Here is a 16,229-nt window from a genome sequence, read left to right as displayed (position 1 = left end):
TCGACGCCGGTTGAGGGGGCGCTGCCCCCCAAGTTCACCTGCGGTGAACTTTCCCCCCGGGATATTTCAGGCAAGAAGAAGAGTGTTCAGACCAGCGTTGCGATGATGGCGCGCAGCGTGGCGATGCCTTCACCCTTTTCCGAGGAGGTCAGAACGATCTCGGGGAAGGCGGCAGGGTGCTTGACCAGCGCGGCGCGCACCTGCGCCAGAACCGCCTCACGTTCCGATGTCTTGATCTTGTCGGTTTTGGTCAGAACCACCTGGAAGGTCAGGGCAGAGCTGTCCATCAGGGACAGGATCTCTTCGTCGACGGGTTTGATCCCGTGGCGCGCATCGATCAGCACGAAGGCGCGGCGCAGGGTCTGACGCCCCGACAGGTATTGCTTGAGCAGTTTTTGCCATTTGGCGACGATAGCCACTGGCGCGTTGGCATAGCCATATCCCGGAAGGTCGACCAGGTAGTGACTTGTTCCGACGGTGAAGAAGTTGATTTCCTGGGTCCGGCCAGGCGTGTTCGATGCGCGCGCCAGCCCCTTGCGCCCTGTCAGGGCATTGATCAGGCTGGATTTTCCGACATTTGATCGGCCTGCGAAACATACCTCGATCCGGTCTGCGGGCGGCAGGCCCGACATGGCCACAACGCCTTTGAGGAATTCGGTTTCGCCCGCGAACAGAAGGCGGCCGGTTTCGGCTGTCTGGGCGTCCGGCTCTTCTGCGAGGGGGAAGGGAAGTTGTTGCATCACACGACCTTTGCTGTGTCACCGATAGCGATGGTGCCAGAGGTGATCACCTCGGCATGGACGCAGAAATCCTGGTGGTTCCACTGTTCTTCCAGAAATCCCAAAAGATCGCTATCGCGTTTTCCGGTTTCGGGATTGGCCGAAGGGGCCGTGCAGCGCCCGGTGCGTTCCGTGACGCGCAGGGCGGCCCCCCCGATATGGATCGTGCGCCCGATCCAGTCGAATTCCTCCCATGGGGGCAGATCATCCAACCAGATATTCGCGCGCCAGCGCTCGACCTGGAGTGTCCGACCCATCCGGCCCTCGACCGCGCGGTGAGAGGCCAGATTGCCGATGGTCAAGGACGGATATTCGCTATCGGTCAGGCCGCGGCCAGGGACGCGCACGACCCGCGCGGGGGCTGCACGCCCTTCGGCCGTCAAGGGGCGCACCCAGTCCAGCAGCGTATCAGGCTGCAGATCGGGGGCCACGGTCAGATCCGGCTTGCCGGGATGGCTGAGGGTAACTGTCTGCCCATCCGCATGCAGTACGGCGCGGATCGCCCCAAGTGCTGGGGATGACGCGATGCGCGTAAAGCCCGTGCAGGGTGACCAGGCCGTGTTGTCGGCCCCCGACGTCTCATGGGCGATTGCCCATATCCGGTCGCCAGGCAGGCAATCCCCGGCCGTCAGCCGGGCCGAATCAATTGCCTCGCGCCCGTGCGACTTGACAGGGTAGCGCCAGATCTGCGCCAGGCGCGCCATCACTTTGCGCCGGTTTTCGGCTTGCGCTTGAAGCTGCCCTTGATGTTGCCAAAGACGTCTGGCTTGTAGCCCTGGCTGCGCATGATCAGGTACTGCTGCGTGAAGGTGATCGTGTTGTTGGCAATCCAGTAGACCACGAGCCCGCTGGCAAAACCGCCGAGCATGAACATGAAGACCCAAGGCATCCACGCGAAGATCATGGCCTGTGTCGGGTCCGTCGGCGCGGGGTTCAGCTTTTGCTGAAGCCACATCGAAATGCCCAGCAGGATCGGCAGGATGCCGATGAAGATCAGTGCCAGCAAGGAGTTGGGATCGGGCGCGTCCCAGGGCAGCAGGCCGAAAAGGTTGAACGTGGTGCTCGGATCAGGCGCGCTGAGGTCGGTAATCCAGCCAATCCACGGCGCGTGACGCAATTCAAGCGTGACGAAGATCACCTTGTAGAGTGAGAAGAAGATCGGGATTTGGAGCAAGATCGGAAGGCAGCCCGAAGCGGGGTTCACCTTTTCTTTCTTGTAAAGCTCCATCATGTCTTTCTGAAGCTTCTGACGATCGTCGCCGGCTGCTTTCTTGAGCTCCTCCATCTTGGGCTGGAGTTCCTTCATCTTCGCCATCGAGACATAGGATTTGTAAGCGAGCGGGAAAAGAAGCGCCTTGATCAGCAGCGTCAGCCCGATGATGGCCCAGCCCATCGATCCGGTCAGACCCATGCCCGCCAGTGTCACGTTCAGGTAGTGCAGCACGGCAAAAATGGGTTTCGTCAGAAAGAAGAACCAACCCCAGTCGATCGAATCCAGGAAGCGGTCAACACCACCGTCTTTTTCATAGGACCGGATGGTTGCCCATTCCTTCGGCCCCGCGAACAGTCGCGATTCCGCAGTGATGGTCTGACCAGGAGCAACGGTCTGGGTCTGCAAAACGGCTTCGGTCTGGTAGATGTCGCGCTGGTTGTCATATTTCGCGACGGATTTGAAAGGGCTGCCTGCGGCCGGGATCAGGGTGGACATCCAGTAGTGATCGGTAAAGCCGATCCAGCCATTTTCGGTCACTTGCGTGACTTCCGCGCGCGCGCCTTCGCGATCATTGAAGGCGAAGTCGGGCATGTCCTGGTAATCGGTCTCTGTGAGGGTGCCGTCGGACATCGCGATCAGGCCTTCGTGCAGGATGAAGAAATTCTTCAGACCCTGCGGTTCCCCGTGACGGGCGAGAATCCCGTAGGGCGCCATGCTGGCGCTGGCCGTGCCGGTATTCTGGACGCTTTGCGTGACAGTGAACATGAAATTCGCGTCAATCGCGATCTGACGCCGGAAGGTCAGGCCCTTGCCGTTTTCCCACACCAGCGTAACCGGGGTCTCGGGGCTGAGCGCGCCGCTCCCCTCCTGCTGCCACATCGTATTGGCGCCAGGAACATCTTCAGGCGCGATGCCTGCGCCGGGTGCCCAGCCATAAAGCGCGTAATAGGCGTTCGGCTTGCCGATTGGCGACAGCACGGTCACGATATCCGCGTCGGGTTCCTGGCTGACCCGATAATTCTTGAGCGACAGCTGGTCGATCCGCCCCCCCAGCAGCGAGATCGAGCCTACGACCCGCGGCGTTTCGATCTGGATCCGCGGCGTGTCTGCCGTCGGCTCGACGGCAGCCGCAGTTTCAGATGGCACATCGCCTGTTGTTGCCTGTGGCGTCGTTGCCAGCGGCGCCGATGCCACGGCGGGGTCGTTCGGGTCGACAGCTGGCTGTTCCGGCGGCGGGAACAGCACGAACCATATCAGAATGACGGCAAAGCTGAGTGCTGTTGCCAGAAGAAGGTTCTTGTTCTGATCGTCCATCGGGGGCTCCCGCCAGTCCTGTCCAAGTGAGGCAGGTTCAACAGAGTGCGAGCCGAAAGGTCAAGCGGATTATGGGGAAAACCCGGTCATCTGCGGCCATTCGCCATGTCGTGCGGGCCTTCGTGGGGGCAAGCCATGCACCGTGTGCCCTGCGTCGCGTCACCCCGCCGAGCGGCCGATTGCCGGTGCCTGCTGCAGCTTGGCGTTGTAGTTTCGGATCCAGTCCGCTGTCTGATCGAAGGGCATCGGGCGCGCGATTCCGAATCCCTGCACATGCCCGCATCCCAGTTGGGCCAGCATGGCATGTTCGCCCAGTGTCTCGACCCCTTCGGCGAGGGTGTCCAGATCCAGGCGATCGGCCATGGTCAGGATCGCGTTGACTATTCTTTGCTGCTCCGGGTCGCGGTCGACCTTCATGACAAAGGAGCGATCAATCTTGATCCGCGCGACCGCAAAACGCCGGATCGACGAGATCGAGGCGTGGCCCGTGCCGAAATCATCCAGATCAATCACGCAGCCCAGTTTCGCAAGGCCGTTGATATTACGTGACACCGTGTCGTCAGGGGCTGCCGCCACGACTGTCTCCAGCACTTCGACCGCAAGGCGGGACGGGGGCAGATCGAAGCGATCAAGTTCCCACCTGATCTTGTCCAGCAGTTTCGGGTTGTGCAGTTCCTCGTTTGCGAAATTCACCCCGACGCGCGGGATGTTGAAGCCGGCCGCGTCCCATGAACGCAGTGCCGCAAGCGCGCGATAGAGCATGATCTCTCCCAGACGCTCAAGCTGACCGGACTGTTCGAGTACCGGCAGGAATTCGTTCGGTGAGATCAGACCGCGTTCGGGGTGTTGCCAGCGTGACAATGCCTCGAAGCCGGTGATCTGGCCTGTATCTGTGGAAATCTGCGGTTGGAACCAGGGTATGATCTGTCCGCTTTCAAGGGCTTTTGCCGCCTCGTCGGCAAGAAGGCCCTGAACATGACGCGCAGAGCGCATCCTGTCAGTGAAGGCGCGGATGGCTGAAGGACCGTTTCGCTGTGCATCCGTCAATGCCGCGCGGGCCGCATCCAGCAAATCGCTACTGCCGGTTCCCGGATTGCGTGAGGCCAGACAGAAACCGACCGAGCAGGACAGGTAGACCGTGGTCGCATCCAGCGACAGCGGTTCTTCGACCGACAACTGCAGCCGCCCGGCTATCTGGATCGCGCTTTCCAGATCAAGATGACGCATCGGGGCAATGGCTATTCCGAATTCCCCGCCGGGGAGGCGCACTACGCTGTCCCCTTCACGCAGGGACGAGGCCAGTCGTGCGGTCAGGCTCAGCATGATGGTTTCCGTCGCACCCTGCCCGTGACGGTCCAGAAGGTCCGGCAGATCGTCCACGGCCAGCATGATGCAGCCTGTCGATCGCCCGGTTCGTGCCGCGCCCGCCATGGCCGCTTCAAGTGCCCGGTTCAACGCGTGCATGGATTCTTCCGGCAGTGGCGCATCCGCCGGGGCCGGGGCGGGCGCATCTTCTGCGTCGTTTGCCGTGATGGCGTGGATCAGCGGCACCCCAAGCGCCACGATGAGCAACCATGCCTCACCCCCGATCCAGAAGGCAGCCAAGGCCATGGCCGGCATGAAAGCCAAAGCCTGCGGGCCGGACAGAAGGACGCGCCTTGCGCGGCGGAGCCATGCCAGCTGTTTCAAGGGGGATCGCGCCATGCCTTATGTTCCTGTCCTGTTCTCAAGGCAGGCTAGGCAATTTGTCTCAAGGCAAGTTTAACGCAGGCGCGGTGGGTCCGTCTCGACTTGATCGAATTTTACGGAATTGCGGGTTAACCCTGCAAAGTCGAAAAGTCCCGGATCCAGCAGATGCGAGGGGCGGGCGTTCATCAGGGCGCGGAACATCACCTGCCGGCGGCCGGGGCTGTTCTTTTCCCAGCCATCGAGGATCTGCTTGACCTGCTGGCGCTGCAACCCGTCCTGCGACCCGCAGAGGTCGCAAGGAATGATCGGGTAATTCATGGCGCGGGCGAAGCGCTCGCAATCCTCCTCGGCGACATGGGCGAGGGGGCGCAGCACGAAAAGGTCACCCTCTTCGTTTACCAGTTTTGGCGGCATGGTCGCCAGGCGCCCGCCGTGGAACAGGTTCATGAAGAAGGTTTCCAGAATGTCGTCGCGGTGATGGCCCAGCACCACGGCCGAGCATCCTTCCTCACGCGCGATACGATAGAGGTTCCCGCGGCGCAGGCGCGAGCACAGCGCGCAATAGGTGCGTCCGGCGGGCACCTTGTCCACCACGATGGAATAGGTGTCCTGGTATTCGATCCGGTGCGGCACGCCCATGCGTTCCAGAAACTCGGGAAGAACTGTTGCCGGAAATCCGGGCTGACCCTGATCCAGATTGCAGGCCAGCAGATCGACCGGCAGCAGGCCGCGCCATTGCAATTCATGCAGCACGGCCAGCAAGGTGTAGCTGTCCTTGCCGCCCGACAGGCAGATCAGCCAGCGCGGCCGCGCCTCGGGGTTGGCCGGATCGCGTTCGATCATGCCATATTGTTCGATCGCCTCGCGCGTGTATTGCACGATGCGCTTGCGCAGTTTCTTGAATTCGGTGCTCTTGGGGGCCCCGTGAAACAGCGGATGGATGTCGTCGGATTCGTCAAGCATATGCGCGCCCTGTCTTTGCGCCTCATGTAACGCGCAAGGGCATCGAATGCCAGTGTTCCGCGGTTTTGTCGATCCGTTCACGCCTTTGGCGCGTAACCATGTCAGGAAAACAGGAGAAGACGATGCGGTTCTTGGCGATTCTATTGGTGATGGGGCTTGCGGGATGCACCGGCAAACCTGCGCTGGAGGATGAAAAACTCAGCACGCGCAACCTGAACCTTGAGGCGTTCTTTGACGGCAGGACAGTTGCCCATGGTCAGTTTCAGGATATTTTCGGCACCGTGCGCCGCCGCTTCGAGGTCGAGATCAACGGAACATGGGATGGTCGGACCCTGCGCCTGGTCGAGGATTTCGTCTACGAGGACGGCAGCACCGAACAGCGCGTCTGGACGCTGGAGAAGACCGGCGATGACACCTGGAAAGGCACGGCGCCCGGCGTGATCGGCACGGCCTTCGGCGAGGAACGCGGCGATACCTTCAACTGGCGCTATACAATTGATCTGCCTGTACCGGATGGCACGCTGCGGGTGACATTCGACGACTGGATGTGGTTGCTGACAGAGGACCGGCTTCTGAACCGCGCCTATATGAAACGCTACGGCGTCGATATCGGAGAGGTGATCATCACCTTCGAAAAGCCGGACTGATCAATCACGGGCCTGGTCATGATCATGATTGCAATGCTTTGACGCAGGAACAGGGTCATAGCCCGAACTGCCCCAGGGATGGCAGCGCCCGATACGGCGTGCAGCGAACCAGCTGCCTTTTATGGCGCCATGCTTTTCCAGCGCCTCAAGCGCATAGGCCGAACATGTGGGCTGATAGCGGCAGCTGAATCCGACCCAGGGCGAGAACAGCAGCCGATAGGCGCGGACGGGCAGGGCAACGATGTGGGCAAGCGGTGTCATGGCCTGGTCTGATGCAGCTTCTTCAGGGCCGATATAAGATCGCGCTTGAGATCCTCAAAGGGGCGGGTGGCCGTCGCATCGGCCCGTCCGATCAGCACATAGTCCCAGCCGTCGCGGCCATGTTCCGGCAACACCATGCGCGCGACTTCGCGCAGGCGACGCTTTGCGCGGTTGCGTGCGACGGCATTGCCGACCTTCTTGGTGCAGGTGAACCCGACCCGTATGCCGGTGACCGCTTCGTCGGCACGGCGCTGGCGGGCCTGCACCATCATCCCTGACGCACCCTGCCTTCCGGCGCGGGCGCAGCGCAGGAAATCGGCGCGTTCCTTCATCACATGGATGTCCGGATGTGGCCCGGCTTGCGGCGGACAAACGGAAACCGCCGGTGGCGTCTCCCCGACGCTGGCGGTGGTGCCAGTCTCGGGGGCCTCCGGCGGTGTCATGCCTTCAACAACGTGCGGGCGCTTACGCGCTCAGCACCTTGCGGCCGCGCGCGCGACGGGCGTTCAGGATCTTGCGGCCGTTCTTGGTGGCCATGCGCGCACGAAAGCCGTGACGGTTCTTGCGCACGCGGTTCGAGGGTTGAAAGGTGCGTTTCATCGCTCCGTCTCCAAAACAAATGCCAGTATGCGCGAGATTCGCGCCGGCCCGTGATATCCGAAGCCCGTCCTATAGACAGGGGTTTTGCCCAAGTCAAACCGTGCCCGCCGGTTTTCGGGCGGTTTTTGCAACAAAAAACGCCATATGCCCCTTCGGATCGGGGGGCAGGGGGGCGAAATGTTTCAGTTCCTTGCCAAACACTGCTGATTTTCACGGGTTTCGTCACCCCGGATCAAGCGCGCGTGAGGCAGGCGCAAAACCCTGTCAAAGTCGGGGCCATATGCGCATCTTGGCCACCAGATTCAGAAAAGGACAAAGCGCATGCGCGACAAGGCAGATCATCATCCCCCATCCGAGGTCGCGCCAGGCGGCTGGATGCGCCGCCTGCCCCTGATCGTGATCCTGATCGTGGCGGGCGTGGGCGCCTTTACATTGCGCGATACGCTGACCTTCGACATGCTGCGCGACAACCGAGAGGCATTGCTGGCCTTTCGCGACGCGCATTACGCGGCCACCGTTGCCCTGTTCATGCTGGCCTATGTGGTGATCGTCGCCTTTTCGCTGCCGGGGGCCACTATCGCGACGCTGACAGGCGGGTTCCTTTTCGCGACCTTTCCGGGCGCGCTGATCAACATCACGGCCGCCACCATCGGGGCCACGCTGATCTTTCTGGCTGCACGCTGGGGCTTGGGCGAACGTCTGGCAGCGAAAATGGAAACCGGTCAAGGCACGGTCAAGCGCATCAAGGACGGCATCGACGAGAATCAGTGGTCGATGCTGTTCCTGATCCGGCTGGTGCCGGCGGTGCCCTTTTTCGTCGCCAACCTTGTGCCCGCGTTGGTGGGCGTGCCTCTCAACCGGTTCGTGATCTCGACCTTTCTGGGCATCATTCCGGGTGGGGTGGTCTATACATCGGTGGGGGCCGGTCTGGGTCAGGTTTTCGAACGCGGCGAGACGCCGAACCTTGGCATCATATTCGAGCCGCAGATCCTGCTGCCGCTTCTGGGGCTTTGCCTTCTGGCGCTGCTGCCCATCCTGATCAAGGCGCTGCGGCGCGGAAAGGCAGTCTGATGGCGCATCTCAAGACGGATATTCTGGTGATCGGCGCCGGTTCGGGCGGGCTGTCCGTCGCGGCGGGTGCCGTGCAGATGGGCGCGGATGTGATCCTGCTCGAGGGGCACAAGATGGGCGGGGATTGCCTCAATTACGGCTGTGTGCCGTCCAAGGCGCTGCTGGCGGCGGGACATGCCGCCCATGCGATGACGACCGGCGCCGCCATGGGGATCACGCCTGTCGCGCCGCAGATCGACTATGCCGCGGCCAAGGATCATGTGGCGCGCGTGATCGCGCAGATCGAACCCGTCGACAGCCAGGAGCGGTTCGAGGGGCTGGGCGTCAAGGTGATCCGCGCCTTCGGCCGCTTCACCGGGCCTGCGACCGTGCAGGCGGGTGACGACACCATCAGCGCGCGTCGGATCGTGGTCGCGACAGGATCCAGCCCCCTGGTGCCGCCGATCCCCGGCCTGTCCGACGTGCCCTACCTGACCAACGAGACCCTGTTCGATCTGCGGGAGAAACCCGATCACCTGCTGATCATCGGCGGCGGTCCCATCGGCATGGAAATGGCGCAGGCCCATCGCCGACTGGGCTGCGAGGTGACCGTGATCGAGGGCGCAACGGCGCTGGGCAAGGATGATCCCGAACTGGCCGCAGTGGTGCTGGATCACCTGCGCCAAGAAGGGATCACCATCGCCGAGGATGCGCTGGCCGCTGAAATCCGCGGACAGGCCGGGGCGATCGAGGTCGCGGTCAAGGACGGGCGCGTCTTCAGGGGTACGCATCTGTTGGTCGCGGTGGGGCGCAAGTCCAACACGGACACACTGAACCTTGAGGCTGCCGGGATCGAAACCACGCGCCAGGGCATCAAGGTCGATGACCGGATGCGCACCACAAACAAACGCGTCTTTGCCATCGGTGACGTGGCAGGCGGGCTGCAATTCACCCATGTTGCAGGCTATCATGCGGGGCTGATCATCCGGCAGGCGCTGTTCGGTCTGCCCGCCCGGCAGAAAACCGCGCATATCCCCTGGGCCACGTATACCGATCCGGAGCTGGCCCAGGTCGGCCTGACCGAGGCCACCGCCCGCAAGCAATATGGTGCGGCGCTGGAGGTGGCGCGCTTTGACTATCATCACAACGACCGGGCCATCGCCACCTTGCAAACCAAGGGTCTGATCAAGGTCATGGTGCACAAGGGCCGCCCCGTGGGCGTGTCCATCGTCGGCCATCAGGCCGGCGAATTGATCGCACTGTGGTCGATGGCCATTGCCAACAACCTCAAGATGTCGGCTATTGCAGGCATGGTCGCACCCTATCCAACGATTGCCGAAATCAACAAACGCGCGGCAGGGGCCTATTTCTCGCCCCGACTGTTTGATAACCCTATGGTGAAAAAGGTTGTGCGCCTGGTGCAGAGATGGCTGCCATGACCCAGTAAAGAGGCGTCGATGTTCCATTCGCTCTCAGGACGGTTCCTGATCCTCACCATCATCTTCGTGATGCTGGCCGAGGTTCTGATCTTCGTTCCGTCCGTAGCGCGCTTTCGCGAGGACTACTTGCTGCTGCGCCTTGAGCGGGCGCAGATCGCAAGCCTGGCGTTACTGGCCGACGAGATGATTTCGCCCGATCTGGAAGAAGAGCTGCTGCGAAATGCCGAGGTTTTCAACGTCGTGCTGCGCCGCGATGAGGTGCGGCAGCTGGTCCTCGCCTCCCCCATGCCGCAGGTCGTGGACCGCACTTACGATTTGCGCGACCCGCCAGCCCTGGAATTGATCGGTGACGCGCTGTCGCAGCTTCTTGATCAGGCTCCCCAGGTGATCCGTGTCATTGGCAACCCGACCCGTCAGGCGGGGTTGCTGATCGAAGTCACCATGGAAACAGGCCCGTTGCGGACGGCCATGCTGGAATATGGCGTGCGCATCCTGATCCTGTCGGCCGTCATCTCGATCTTCACGGCGACCCTGCTGTTCCTGGCTGTGCAGCGGCTTCTTGTGATGCCGATCGCAGGTGTGGCCCGCGCGATGAGCCATTACGCCGAGGCCCCCGAGGATGGGCGGCGGATCATCCAGCCGACATCCGGGATCACCGAACTCAGACAGGCCGAGGATGCGTTGCAAAGTCTTCAGACCCAGCTGACCGGCGCGCTCAAGCAAAAGGAACGGTTGGCGCAACTGGGCGGGGCCGTCGCCAAGATCAGCCATGACCTGCGCAACATGCTGACCTCGGCCCAGCTTTTCGTGGACCGGATCGAGATGTCCGAGGATCCGGCCGTCAAGCGGCTGGCGCCCAAGCTGGTGAACTCGATCACCCGTGCGGTACATCTGTGCGAAAGCACGCTGGCCTTCGGCAAGGCCGAGGAACCCGCGCCCCGGCTGCGGGACGTCCTGTTGCTGGATATCGTGTCGGATGTTCTGGACAGCGAACGCCTTGCGGTGGGCGATGCCGATGTCAGCCTGTCCGAGGATGTGCCGGGCACCCTGACCGTCAGGGCCGACCCCGAGCAGTTGTTCCGCGTCATCTTCAACCTGGTCCGCAACGCACGGCAGGCCATCGCGCAGACCGGCCAGCCCGGGGAAATCAGCGTGTCGGCGCGGGCCGAAGGCAGCGCATGGGTGATCCGTGTCAGCGATACGGGCCCCGGTCTGCCCGCCAAGGCACGCGAGCACCTGTTCCAGCCGTTCCAGGGCGGCGCGCGCAAGGGGGGATCGGGGCTTGGGCTGGTGATCGCCCAGGATCTGATCCGCAGCCATGGTGGCCGGCTGGAGCTTGAATCGACCGGGCCCGAGGGCACGACCTTTCTGATCACCCTGCCCCGGGAGGGCAATTGAGTCCGTGTTTTCGCGGCTCTGCGAAAAAACCATAATCGCCCCTTGCCAAGCCCGGACCTTGGGGCTAAACCCCGCCTCCACGGACTGGTAGCTCAGTTGGATAGAGTACTTGACTACGAATCAAGGGGTCGGGGGTTCGAATCCTCCCCAGTCCGCCACTTACCCTTGAAATTGTTGTATTATTTGCGCCTGATCGTACCTGTTACCATAAAGGCTCCCCGATAGTGCGCGCGCTAGCGCGCAGCACCCCCACCTCACCAAACAAAATTTGCCCCAGTGTGACCCCACCCTAGGGGTACCCCCCTATTGTGCCAAGACACCCCTTTCCACCTATACAAACGATTCCGCACGAACAGGTTGGCGTCATGCTGTGATTGGAACTGGTTAGGTATGGCTGAGCATTCCGAGGGCCAACATGGCCCCCTCAAGCGCACGGAGCTCTCTGAGCTTGTCGGCGCGTCTGCGCCTGATCTCGCGGGTCTCCCAGCCGTGTATCGTCTTGGCCTGCGCGCTACGCTCTCGGCCTTGCATGGTCTTAGCACCCGTAGAGGCGCCCCCATGCGTCCGGCATACGGCCTTACCGCGCATAGCAGGCTTGTGGCACTGAACGCCACTGCGCTTGCTCTTGGCCTGACAGCGCGCCACTCTGGTGCCGAAACTGGTGGTAAAGGGTTCGGTCAATGCTTTGGGTTCCATCCCGCCTTCTTTGACGCAAGATACCACAGCCAGAGATGCTTTGTCAGTTTGCGCAACGGGTTTATCTTGATGAAAAGAGCAATGAGGCAGACAGTTGAAGCCAGTCATCTCGGCAGCCGAGATTGCGGTCTTTGGTGTGCCTGCGGTCGCAGAGCTGTCGTATAATCCCAGTTGGTCTTGTCGGATTAAGCCGGCTTGAGAACGGCAGGGGGGCAGAGCCTCTCAACTCGAACGAATTTTAAACTCAACCGTGCCGCCGCTCTTGCTGAATGGAGTGGTCTTTGCGCGGCATAAGGTCAGTGTTACTTCCAAGCAGAGACTGGTTCGAATTAGTCTGGCAGCATCCATGGCAGAGATCTTCTCATACTGGAGAAAAGCTCAGTAGATCGGACTGAGTCTCGCGGTTCCGTTATGGTCGTTTGAGCGGCATCAAAAGGCCATCGAATGTTCGAATATGGAGCGCCCCCTTGTTGCCTTTCTGCTGGCGCCGCGGTCTGAAGATCAATGCCGCGGATCGTCGATCAATGGCGTGGGTTTGGCCAGTCGCAAAAGGTCCGTGGGATCCGCGATATGCACATTGGTCCCGTCTATGTTCACACCGTAATCCTGCAGCGACTTGATGGCCCGTGACAGGTTTTCCGGAGTCATGCCCAGAAATGACGCCAGCTTGCGCTTCTCGATGGGCAGGTCGAACCTGGCTTTTCCGGCCGCATAGGACTGCTGGCGCAAAAGGTAGTTCGCCAGACGCTCGAGCGAGGTGCGCAGCTTGATGTCCTTGGCCGATTTGACCACGGATCTGTAGCATTGCGCCAGTTCCGTCACTACGGCGCGGGCGAATTCATTGTCGAGATTGAACACCGTCCTGACATCCTCGGACGGGATCATCACGATTCGGGCCTTTTCGACCGTGCGTGCCGACATCAGGTAAGGCGCGTCGCGGATCGTTGCTGCTAGGATGAAGGTTGAAACCGGGCGTACCATGGCCATCGTAGTCTCGCGGCCGTTCCAACCAGCAAAAAGCTCGATGGTGCCATCAACCACGACATGCAGGAAATCGCTTGGATCACCCTCTGAGATCAATTCCACCTGTGGGGGGAAAGTCTGCACATATCCGGCGCGCATCAACGAATCGAAATTTTCGTCCGCCATGTTGTGAAACAACGGCAAGGCGCGAATCTCGGGGAAAGTCTTGATAGGCATGGTCGGCTTATCCCTTCTTGGCTTGATGTTGGTCAAGCAGACAGAGGCTATCAGTCAATCGAACATTTGAAAAATGTATTCCGGAGATTTGCAGTCTTCTGGTCGCCGCCTTGATGAATTTCACTAAATCATTTGTTTTCAAGGATTTGCGGAAATTATTGATTTGGATCAAGTCTTCTGCAGGGGAGGCGCGTCAGACCATTGGGCAAATCGCTCGCTTTTTTCGGCGGACGTGAATTCCGGAGGGCCATTCATGCAGACGACAGACACAATCCCGCGTTCGGATCAGAACCGGGCCCTTGCGTTGAGCACCATCGCCTTTACCGCCTGCTTCGCGGTGTGGACGATCTTTTCCATCATCGGTGTAGCCATCAAGGCCGAGTTGGGTCTGAACGACACCCAGTTCGGGCTTCTGGTGGCGACCCCAATCCTGACCGGATCGCTGACCCGGCTTTTCCTCGGTGTATGGGCCGAAAAATACGGTGGCCGCTTGGTGTTCACGGCACAGATGCTGCTGACGGCCGTGGCAACTTGGTCGCTGACCTGGGCCAGCACCTATCCGATGTATCTGCTGGCCGCGCTTGGCGTCGGCCTGGCGGGGGGATCCTTCATCATTGGGGTGGCCTATGTGTCGCGCTGGTATGATGCCGGCCATCAGGGCACGGCGCTGGGGATCTTCGGCGCGGGCAACGTCGGGGCGGCGGTGACCAAGTTCATCGCCCCCTTCGTCATGGTGGCTTATGGCTGGCAGGGCGTGGCCCATGTCTGGGCCATCGGGCTTGCGCTGATGGGGATTGGCTTTTTCATCTTCGCCAAGGACGATCCCGAACTGGTCGCGCGGCGCAAGTCCGGCGTCAAGGCACCCAGCTTGGCCCAACAGTTCGCGCCGCTGGCGAATCTTCAGGTCTGGCGCTTCTCGATGTATTATTTCTTCGTCTTCGGTGCCTTCGTGGCACTGGCGCTGTGGATGCCGCACTACTTGATCGACGTTTATGGCGTGGATGTGAAGACGGCGGGCATGGCGGCGGCGTCCTTCAGCCTTTCGGCCAGCCTGTTCCGAGCCTATGGCGGGCACCTTTCGGACAAGTTCGGTGCGCGCGCGGTGATGTACTGGACCTTCGGTTTCTCGATGCTGTTCCTGTTCATGCTGTCCTATCCGCCGACCGATTACATCATCGCCGGCAAGGAGGGGCCGATCGCCTTTTCGACCAGCATGGGGTTCTGGCCCTTCATCGCGGTTCTTTTCGCGCTCGGCTTCTTCATGAGTCTCGGAAAGGCGGCCGTGTTCAAGCATATACCGGTCTACTATCCGCATCATGTGGGTGCCGTCGGCGGGCTGGTCGGCATGATCGGCGGCCTGGGCGGCTTTATCCTTCCCATCGCCTTCGGTGCCCTGCTGGACCTGACGGGTATCTACACAAGCTGCTTTGCCCTGCTGTTCGGCCTGGTGGCAATTGCACTCGGCTGGATGCACCTGTCGATCCGCGCGATGGAGCGCAAGGCGCATGGCGAGGTCCTGGACAGCTTGCCGCAACTTCCCGAGATGCAGGAGGTCCATCATCCCGAGCGCACTGCGATGCCGCGCGTTCTTGACGACTGGCAGCCGGAAAACGCCCAGTTCTGGAATGACAAGGGAAGGGCCATTGCGCGGCGCAACCTCTGGATCTCGATCCCTGCGCTGTTGCTGGCCTTTTCTGTCTGGATGGTCTGGTCCGTCGTGGTGGCGCGCCTGCCCGCGATCGGCTTCGATTTCAAACCGGGTCAGTTGTTCTGGCTGGCCGCCTTGCCAGGCCTCTCGGGGGCGACGCTGCGGATCTTCTACAGCTTCATGGTGCCGATCTTCGGCGGGCGCCTGTGGACAACTCTGTCGACCGCTTCGCTGCTGCTGCCCGCGATGGGTATCGGATATGCGGTGCAAAACCCTGAGACGCCCTACCTCATCTTCTTGGTGCTTGCGCTTCTCTGCGGTTTCGGCGGCGGCAACTTCGCCTCTTCCATGGCCAACATCGGCTATTTCTTTCCCAAGGCCGAAAAGGGCAATGCGCTGGCACTGAACGCGGGTCTGGGCAATCTGGGCGTATCGGTCATGCAGTTCCTGGTGCCCATCGTCATCACGGCGGGGGTCTTTGGGGCGCTGGGCGGGCAGCCGCAGACCATGTCCGCCGGTGGCGAGCTCTGGATGCAGAACGCCGGCTTCGTATGGGTGCCCTTCATCCTTGCGGCCACTATCGCGGCCTGGTTGGGCATGAATGACATCGCGGACGCCCGCGCCAGCTTTGCCGATCAGTCGGTGATCTTCGGGCGCAGGCACAATTGGCTGATGTGCATCCTCTATACGGGTACCTTCGGCAGCTTCATCGGCTATTCGGCGGGCTTCCCGCTGCTGACGAAACTGGCCTTTCCCGAAATCAACGCGCTGAACTATGTCTTCCTCGGGCCGCTTGTCGGTGCGCTGAGCCGGGCCGCGACGGGCTGGATCAGCGACCGTTTCGGTGGCGGGCGGGTGACCTTCTGGACCTTCGCGGTGATGATCGTCGCCACCTTTGGCGTGATCTTTTTCCTGGGCGTCGGCAGCTTCATCGGCTTCTTCGCCTGCTTCATGGCACTGTTCTTCCTGACGGGCGTCGGCAATGCCTCGACCTTCCAGATGATCCCGGTGATCATGGGCCGCGAAGTGCCGCGCCTGATGCCGCATCTCGGCCTGGAAGAGCGCAAGCGGCAAATCGCCATGGAATCCGGCGCGATCACGGCCTTCACCTCGGCTATCGCGGCTTACGGCGCCTTCTTCATCCCCAAGGCCTACGGCACATCCATTGCAATGACCGGGTCTGCCGTTGGTGCGCTGTGGGGCTTCCTGATCTTCTATGCGATCTGCGTGGTGATCACTTGGGCCGTCTACACGCGCCCCGGTGGGCTGCTCCATGAAATCGAACATGGCCGGGTGCCGCAAGGTGCCGCCGCCCAAGCCGCACACTGACCC

Annotated in this window: 15 protein-coding genes and 1 tRNA gene; 6 read left to right on the top strand and 10 right to left on the bottom strand. The window is 61.4% G+C overall.

Annotated elements, in window-relative coordinates:
• Positions 1-86: 86 nt before the first annotated feature.
• The 5 genes from yihA to ttcA all read right to left on the bottom strand — a co-directional run bounded on the left by yihA (position 87) and on the right by ttcA (position 5,958).
• Positions 87-740 carry a ribosome biogenesis GTP-binding protein YihA/YsxC gene (gene yihA, locus ACFQ3C_RS13770; protein WP_380792889.1) on the bottom strand — a complete coding sequence of 218 codons (654 nt, stop codon included), beginning with the start codon at positions 738-740 and terminating at the stop codon, positions 87-89.
• Positions 740-1,483, bottom strand: a complete 744-nt coding sequence (locus tag ACFQ3C_RS13765) for an MOSC domain-containing protein (RefSeq protein WP_380792887.1) — start codon at positions 1,481-1,483, stop codon at positions 740-742. The genes yihA and ACFQ3C_RS13765 overlap by 1 nt, the downstream gene beginning before the upstream one ends.
• Entirely contained in the window at positions 1,483-3,306 is a 1,824-nt protein-coding gene (yidC, locus tag ACFQ3C_RS13760; RefSeq protein ID WP_380792885.1) for a membrane protein insertase YidC, read from the bottom strand. The genes ACFQ3C_RS13765 and yidC overlap by 1 nt, the downstream gene beginning before the upstream one ends.
• Positions 3,307-3,465: 159 nt before the next feature.
• Positions 3,466-5,010 carry a putative bifunctional diguanylate cyclase/phosphodiesterase gene (locus ACFQ3C_RS13755; RefSeq protein WP_380792883.1) on the bottom strand — a complete coding sequence of 515 codons (1,545 nt, stop codon included), beginning with the start codon at positions 5,008-5,010 and terminating at the stop codon, positions 3,466-3,468.
• Between the two features lie 57 nt (positions 5,011-5,067).
• The gene (gene ttcA / locus ACFQ3C_RS13750) at positions 5,068-5,958 is read right to left on the bottom strand and encodes a tRNA 2-thiocytidine(32) synthetase TtcA (protein ID WP_380792881.1); all 891 of its coding nucleotides are present in this window, start codon (positions 5,956-5,958) and stop codon (positions 5,068-5,070) included.
• Between the two features lie 122 nt (positions 5,959-6,080).
• Between ttcA and ACFQ3C_RS13745 the strand changes: the two genes are divergently transcribed.
• Positions 6,081-6,605, top strand: a complete 525-nt coding sequence (locus ACFQ3C_RS13745) for a DUF3833 domain-containing protein (RefSeq protein ID WP_380792879.1) — start codon at positions 6,081-6,083, stop codon at positions 6,603-6,605.
• On the opposite strand, the gene yidD is transcribed toward ACFQ3C_RS13745, so the two are convergent.
• Genes yidD through rpmH form a run of 3 tightly spaced genes read right to left on the bottom strand, consistent with a single transcriptional unit; the run spans position 6,606 to position 7,466 of the window.
• Positions 6,606-6,866: a membrane protein insertion efficiency factor YidD gene (gene yidD / locus ACFQ3C_RS13740; protein ID WP_380792877.1), complete on the bottom strand. Its 261-nt coding sequence runs from the start codon at positions 6,864-6,866 to the stop codon at positions 6,606-6,608. It abuts the gene before it with no gap.
• Positions 6,863-7,309 carry a ribonuclease P protein component gene (rnpA, locus tag ACFQ3C_RS13735; RefSeq protein WP_380792875.1) on the bottom strand — a complete coding sequence of 149 codons (447 nt, stop codon included), beginning with the start codon at positions 7,307-7,309 and terminating at the stop codon, positions 6,863-6,865. The genes yidD and rnpA overlap by 4 nt, the downstream gene beginning before the upstream one ends.
• A gap of 22 nt (positions 7,310-7,331) precedes the next feature.
• Positions 7,332-7,466 carry a 50S ribosomal protein L34 gene (gene rpmH / locus ACFQ3C_RS13730; RefSeq protein WP_068289071.1) on the bottom strand — a complete coding sequence of 45 codons (135 nt, stop codon included), beginning with the start codon at positions 7,464-7,466 and terminating at the stop codon, positions 7,332-7,334.
• A 321-nt stretch (positions 7,467-7,787) separates the two neighbouring features.
• Here rpmH and ACFQ3C_RS13725 point away from each other — a divergent pair, with 321 nt between their 5' ends.
• The 4 genes from ACFQ3C_RS13725 to ACFQ3C_RS13710 all read left to right on the top strand — a co-directional run bounded on the left by ACFQ3C_RS13725 (position 7,788) and on the right by ACFQ3C_RS13710 (position 11,511).
• A complete protein-coding gene (locus tag ACFQ3C_RS13725; RefSeq protein WP_380792872.1) occupies positions 7,788-8,537 on the top strand; it encodes a TVP38/TMEM64 family protein in 750 nt (249 codons plus the stop codon).
• Positions 8,537-9,955: a dihydrolipoyl dehydrogenase family protein gene (locus tag ACFQ3C_RS13720; protein ID WP_380792870.1), complete on the top strand. Its 1,419-nt coding sequence runs from the start codon at positions 8,537-8,539 to the stop codon at positions 9,953-9,955. Before ACFQ3C_RS13725 ends, ACFQ3C_RS13720 begins: the two co-directional genes overlap by 1 nt.
• A gap of 18 nt (positions 9,956-9,973) precedes the next feature.
• The gene (locus ACFQ3C_RS13715; protein ID WP_380792868.1) at positions 9,974-11,353 is read left to right on the top strand and encodes a sensor histidine kinase; all 1,380 of its coding nucleotides are present in this window, start codon (positions 9,974-9,976) and stop codon (positions 11,351-11,353) included.
• 81 nt (positions 11,354-11,434) lie between these two features.
• Positions 11,435-11,511 (top strand) — tRNA-Arg (locus ACFQ3C_RS13710).
• 226 nt (positions 11,512-11,737) lie between these two features.
• On the opposite strand, the gene ACFQ3C_RS13705 is transcribed toward ACFQ3C_RS13710, so the two are convergent.
• Both ACFQ3C_RS13705 and ACFQ3C_RS13700 read right to left on the bottom strand, forming a co-directional pair.
• A complete protein-coding gene (locus tag ACFQ3C_RS13705) occupies positions 11,738-12,049 on the bottom strand; it encodes an HGGxSTG domain-containing protein (RefSeq protein WP_380793342.1) in 312 nt (103 codons plus the stop codon).
• 501 nt (positions 12,050-12,550) lie between these two features.
• On the bottom strand, positions 12,551-13,249 hold the full coding sequence (locus ACFQ3C_RS13700; protein ID WP_380792866.1) for a helix-turn-helix domain-containing protein: 699 nt from the start codon (positions 13,247-13,249) through the stop codon (positions 12,551-12,553).
• Positions 13,250-13,502: 253 nt separating this feature from the next.
• Here ACFQ3C_RS13700 and ACFQ3C_RS13695 point away from each other — a divergent pair, with 253 nt between their 5' ends.
• On the top strand, positions 13,503-16,226 hold the full coding sequence (locus ACFQ3C_RS13695) for a nitrate/nitrite transporter (RefSeq protein ID WP_380792864.1): 2,724 nt from the start codon (positions 13,503-13,505) through the stop codon (positions 16,224-16,226).
• The last annotated feature ends 3 nt before the right edge of the window (positions 16,227-16,229 follow it).

Source organism: Seohaeicola saemankumensis (assembly GCF_042678485.1).
Classification (GTDB): domain Bacteria; phylum Pseudomonadota; class Alphaproteobacteria; order Rhodobacterales; family Rhodobacteraceae; genus Seohaeicola; species Seohaeicola saemankumensis.
Note: the sequence above shows the minus strand (reverse complement) of the source record. Positions and strands in the feature narration are given on the sequence as shown.